Below are 5,244 nucleotides of genomic sequence, written 5' to 3'. Positions count from 1 at the left end.
ACTGGGCCGCGTAGCCGGACCAGAGCGGCGCGGCGGCGCTGGTGCCGCCGTAGACCTGCCAGCCGCCGGCGGTGTAGATCGCGAAGCCGCAGGCTCTACGCGCGAAGATAGCGCGTGTGCGATCGGGAAACCATACTTAAAGATCTGCGCCCGGCCACCGTCGCCCCGGGCGTCCCCCACCCTCTCCTCAGCTCCCCCACAGAGGACGCACGCATGCCTGTGGTCCAGCCGACCACCGAGTCGCCCGAACCCGCCGACGCCGCGCCGAAGCCCCCCACGAGCGCCGTCGACCGCTTCTTCCGGATCAGCGAGCGAGGCTCCACCCTGCCGCGCGAGATCCGCGGTGGTGTCGCCACCTTCTTCACCATGGCGTACATCCTGGTGCTGAACCCGATCATCCTGGCCAGCGGCACGGACGTCACCGGGGCCCACCTGGACAGCGGCCAGCTGGTCACCGCCACCGCCCTCACCGCGGGTCTCACCACCCTGCTGATGGGCGTCATCGGCAACGTCCCGATCGGCCTGGCCGCCGGCCTCGGCGTCAACACGATCGTGGCGCTCCAGCTCGCTCCCAGGATGACCTGGCCGGACGCCATGGGCATGGTCGTGCTGGCCGGTTTCGCGATCATGCTGCTGGTCGCCACCGGTCTGCGCGAGCGCGTCATGAACGCCGTCCCGCTCGGCCTGCGCAAGGCCATCGCGATCGGTATCGGTCTGTTCATCAGCCTGGTGGGCCTGGTCGACTCCGGCTTCGTCAGCCGCATCCCGGACGCCGCCCACACCACCGTCCCGCTCCAGCTCGGCGGCAACGGGCACCTGCTCGGCTTCCCGGTGCTGATCTTCGTGGTCGGCCTGCTGCTCACCCTGGTCCTGCTGATCCGCAAGGTGCCCGGCGCCATCCTGATCAGCATCGCGGTCTCCACGGCGCTCGCCGCGGTCATCGACAAGGTGGCCGACGTCCCGGCGGCCAAGTGGGGCCTCACCGTCCCGACCTGGCCGGGCAACCCGGTCTCCGCGCCGGACTTCGGACTGGTCGGCAAGGTCAGCCTGTTCGGCGGCTTCGAGAAGGTCGGCGTGCTGACCGGCCTGCTCTTCGTCTTCACCGTGCTGATGTCCTGCTTCTTCGACGCGATGGGCACCATCCTCGGCGTGGCCGACGAGGCCCACCTGCTGGACGAGAAGGGCGACCTGCCCGGCATCAACAAGGTCCTGATGGTCGACGGCATCGCCACCGCGGCCGGCGGTGCCACCTCGGCCTCCGCCAACACCTGCTTCGTCGAGTCCACCGCCGGTGTCGGCGAGGGCGCCCGGACCGGCTTCGCCTCGATCGTCACCGGCCTGCTCTTCGTGGTGGCGCTCTTCCTCACCCCGCTCGCCACCATGGTCCCGGCCCAGGCCGCCACCCCGGCCCTGGTCACCGTCGGCTTCCTGATCCTGGCCAACTCGATCAAGGCGATCGACTGGGCCGACTACACGATCGCGATCCCGGCCTTCGTGACCATCGTGATGATGCCGTTCACGTACAGCATCACCAACGGCATCGGCATGGGCTTCATCGTCTTCTGTGTGATGCGCCTGGCCGCCGGCCGCGGCCGGGAGGTCCCCGTCCCGATGTACGCGGTGGCGACGGTGTTCGCCTTCTACTACCTGATGCCGGCCTTCGGCCTGCTCTGACGCCGTACGCCGACCGAGCCCCGTCCTCCCGGTTCCGGGAGGGCGGGGCTCCGGCGTTCCCGCGGGCGGCCGTCCGGTCAGTGGACGCAGAACTCGTTGCCCTCCGGGTCCCGCATGACGGTCCAGGAGCCGCCGGGCTCCTCGACGTGCCGCAGGACGGCGGCGCCGAGGGATCCGAGGCGGGCGACGGTGGCCTCGCGCTCGCCCGGGCCGGGGTGGACGTCGAGGTGCAGGCGGTTCTTGCCCCGCTTGGGCTCGGGGACGGCCTGGAACAGGACACGGCGGCCGAGGCCGGTGTCCGAGGCCGGATCGAACGGGTCCTCGGGGTGGCGGACGGCGGCCAGGGAGCGCCAGGCCGGGCGGCCGTCCAGCTCGGTGAGGTCCTCCGGGCCGACCGCGCCGGCGGCGAGCAGCCGGGTGATCAGCGCGCCGTGGTCCTCCTGCCTGTACTCCAGGGCGGCGGCCCAGAAGGCGGCCTGGCGGTGCGGATCGGCGCAGTCGATGACGAGCTTCCAGTGCAGCGGCATGTAACCGTTTGTACCGGTTACCGGGAGGGCGGGCAACGACCGGCCGTCAGAAGTTGTCAAAAAGGCACTCGTGTAGGCGAGTTGGCGGTGGGAATACTGCCTGGACGGAGAAGGGGGAGGGGACTCGACCGATGGTGCAACAGGATCCGCCGGGGGGCGTCGAGGCACAGCTGCTTCCGGAGCTGTTCCGGACGACGGACAAGGCCTCGCTGGACGGCCAGCGCGAGACGCTGCGCTGGTACCGCGGACTGATCGCGATGCTGGTGGTCGCCGCTGTGATCGGGTCGTTCCCGGGCCCGGACGACAAGGGTGACTTCGACGTCTGGCCGCTGTTCTCGGTCGCCGCCTTCCTGGTGGCCGGCTACTTCTGGTCCCGGCTGCGCCGCAGCAACCCGCAGGGCCGCTGGTACCAGGCCCGGGCGGCGGCCGAGTCGGTCAAGACGCTGGCCTGGAAGTACACCGTCCGGGCCTGGCCGTTCGACGGCCCGGCCGAGTCCGCGGACGTCGACCGCGGCTACCTGCTCCAGGTCGAGGACGTGCTGCGGGCCTTCGAGGACCCGGAGATCGTGCCGCCCGGCAGCGTCGCCGAGATCACCCCGGAGATGCGCCGCCGGCGCGCCGAGAGCCTGACCGCGCGGCGCACCCTCTACCTGCGCACCCGGGTCGAGGGCCAGCGCACCTGGTACCGCTCCCGGGCCGAGGCCTGCGACTCGCAGGCGGTCTCCTGGGGGCTCGGCGTCGCGGTGCTGATCATCGTCGGTGCCGCGGCGGCCGTCGCCCAGGCCACCGGCGCGCTGCCGGTGCACCTGTTCGGCGCCACCTCGGCCGCGGCCGCGGCGATCATCGCCTGGACGCAGCTCAAGCAGCTCGGCCCGCTGGCCGCCGCCTACCAACTGGCCGCGCGCGAGCTGGAGAACGTCGGCAACCAGCTGTCCGACCTCGACCTCCGGGCGCCGGACGCCGAGGCGGACTGGGCCCGGCTGGCCGCCGAGGCCGAGGACGCGGTCTCCCGGGAGCACACCACCTGGCGGGCCCGCAGGGCGTTCCCGCGCTGAGCCGGGCCGGGCGGGGAAGAGTACTCGACCGGAGCGGGGACTTGGGGAGATCCGGCGAAACGCGGGGCGCAGGTGTGCGGGGTGCGTGAGGGTAGAGCGCCCAGGTACGGACCGTAATCATTACGTGTCCATGCCCTGGTTTCATCGCCTGCGCGCGACCCCAGTTCCCGCCGGAGGCCCTCCTTGCGCATTCTCCTGATCGCCAGCGCGTTCAACAGCCTGACCCAGCGCGTCCACACCGCCCTGCGCGAGCGCGGCCACCAGGTCGCCGTCCAACTCGCCCTCGACGACGAGCGGATGAGGGCGGCGGTGGCCCGCACCGACCCCGAGCTGATCGTCTGCCCGATGCTCACCAAGGCCGTCCCGCAGGACATCTGGTCCACCCGGACCGTCCTGATCGTGCACCCGGGCCCCAAGGGCGACCGCGGCCCCTCCTCGCTCGACCGGGCGATCACCGAGGGGGTGGAGCGCTGGGGCGTCACCGTGCTGCAGGCCGTCGCGGAGATGGACGCCGGCGACATCTGGGCGTCCGTCGAGTTTCCCGTCCCCGCCTGCGGCAAGAGCGAGTTGTACCGGGGCGAGCTCGCCGACGCCGCCACCGAGGCCGTCCTGCTGGCCGTCCAGCGGTACGAGGGCGGGCTGTTCACCCCCGAGCCGCTGGACTACGCCCGGCCGGACGTGCACGGCGAAGCGCGCCCCTTCCTGCGCCAGGAGGAACGCCGGATCGACTGGGAGCGGGACGACACCGCCACCGTGCTGCGCAGGCTGCGCGCCGCCGACTCCCAGCCCGGCGTCCTGGACGAGCTGTACGGACGGGAGTTCTTCCTGCACGGCGGCCACCCCGAGGACGAACTGCGCGGCCCGGTGCCCGGCGCCGTGCTGGCCACCCGGGACGGCGCGATCTGCCGGGCCACCGTGGACGGCGCGGTGTGGATACCGCAACTGCGCCCGCGCCGCACCCCCGGCGGGCCGGTCACCTTCAAGCTGCCGGCCGCCACGGTGCTCGCCGACGAGCTGTACCGGGTCCGCGAGGTGCCGGTGAGCCCGGAGCGGGCGGGCCGCCGGGACACCTGGTCGGAGCTGCGCTACCGGGAGGAGGGCGAGGTCGGCTTCCTCGAATTCGCCCACGCGGGCGGGGCGATGAGCACCGAGCAGTGCCGTCGGCTGCTCACCGCCTACCGGGAGGCGGCCGACCGGCCGACCTCGGTGCTGGTGCTCGGCGCGCCCCGGGACTTCTACTCCAACGGGATCCAGCTCAACGTCATCCAGGGCGCGCCCTTCCCGGCGCTGGAGTCCTGGGAGAACATCAACGCGATGGACGACTTCGTCGAGGCGGTGCTGACCACGACGGACAAGGTGACGGTGGCGGCGCTGGCCGGGAACGCGGCCGCCGGCGGGCTGATGGCGGCGCTCGCCGCCGACGAGGTGTGGTGCCGGGAGTCGGCGGTGCTCAACCCGCACTACCGGCTGATGGGCCTGTACGGCTCCGAGTACTGGACGTACACCCTGCCCCGCCGGGTCGGCGCCGAGCAGGCCGAGCGGCTCACCGCCGAGGCGCTGCCGGTCGGCGCCGACCACGCCCGCCGGATCGGCCTGGTGGACCGCACGGTCGGCGGGGACGCGGCCGGGTTCCGCCGCTGGGTGGCGCGCGAGGCGGCCCGGATCGCCGCCGCGCCGGACCTCACCGGGCGGCTGGTGGACAAGAAGCGCCGCCGCGCGGTCGACGAGGAGGCCAAGCCGCTGGCCGAGTACCGGGCGGAGGAACTGCGCCGGATGCACGCCAACTTCTACCGGGCGGGCGAGCCGTACCACGCGCTGCGGCGGGACTTCGTGCACAAGGTCTGCCCGGTGGCCACGCCGGAGCACGTGGCGGGGCTGCTCGGGCGGCCCGGACAGCCGTAACGGTCGGCCCGGGCCCCGGCGGGGGCCGCAGGCGGGGACCGCGCGGATACCGGGAGCGGGGACGGGCGGCGCCCGGCCGGGGTGGG

The 5,244-nt window shown here is 73.0% G+C and carries 4 protein-coding genes; 3 read left to right on the top strand and 1 reads right to left on the bottom strand.

What is annotated here, in order from left to right:
- Positions 1-213 precede the first annotated feature (213 nt).
- Positions 214-1,674, top strand: a complete 1,461-nt coding sequence (locus ACIQOV_RS26300) for an NCS2 family permease (protein WP_401052474.1) — start codon at positions 214-216, stop codon at positions 1,672-1,674.
- Between the two features lie 77 nt (positions 1,675-1,751).
- On the opposite strand, the gene ACIQOV_RS26295 is transcribed toward ACIQOV_RS26300, so the two are convergent.
- Positions 1,752-2,201, bottom strand: a complete 450-nt coding sequence (locus tag ACIQOV_RS26295; protein WP_401052472.1) for a VOC family protein — start codon at positions 2,199-2,201, stop codon at positions 1,752-1,754.
- Positions 2,202-2,332: 131 nt separating this feature from the next.
- Here ACIQOV_RS26295 and ACIQOV_RS26290 point away from each other — a divergent pair, with 131 nt between their 5' ends.
- Both ACIQOV_RS26290 and ACIQOV_RS26285 read left to right on the top strand, forming a co-directional pair.
- On the top strand, positions 2,333-3,256 hold the full coding sequence (locus tag ACIQOV_RS26290; protein ID WP_401052469.1) for a DUF4231 domain-containing protein: 924 nt from the start codon (positions 2,333-2,335) through the stop codon (positions 3,254-3,256).
- Between the two features lie 183 nt (positions 3,257-3,439).
- The gene (locus ACIQOV_RS26285) at positions 3,440-5,158 is read left to right on the top strand and encodes a hydrogenase maturation protein (protein ID WP_401052466.1); all 1,719 of its coding nucleotides are present in this window, start codon (positions 3,440-3,442) and stop codon (positions 5,156-5,158) included.
- The last annotated feature ends 86 nt before the right edge of the window (positions 5,159-5,244 follow it).

Source organism: Kitasatospora sp. NPDC091257 (genome assembly GCF_044757675.1).
GTDB lineage: Bacteria > Actinomycetota > Actinomycetes > Streptomycetales > Streptomycetaceae > Kitasatospora > Kitasatospora lactacystinica.
Note: the sequence above shows the minus strand (reverse complement) of the source record. Positions and strands in the feature narration are given on the sequence as shown.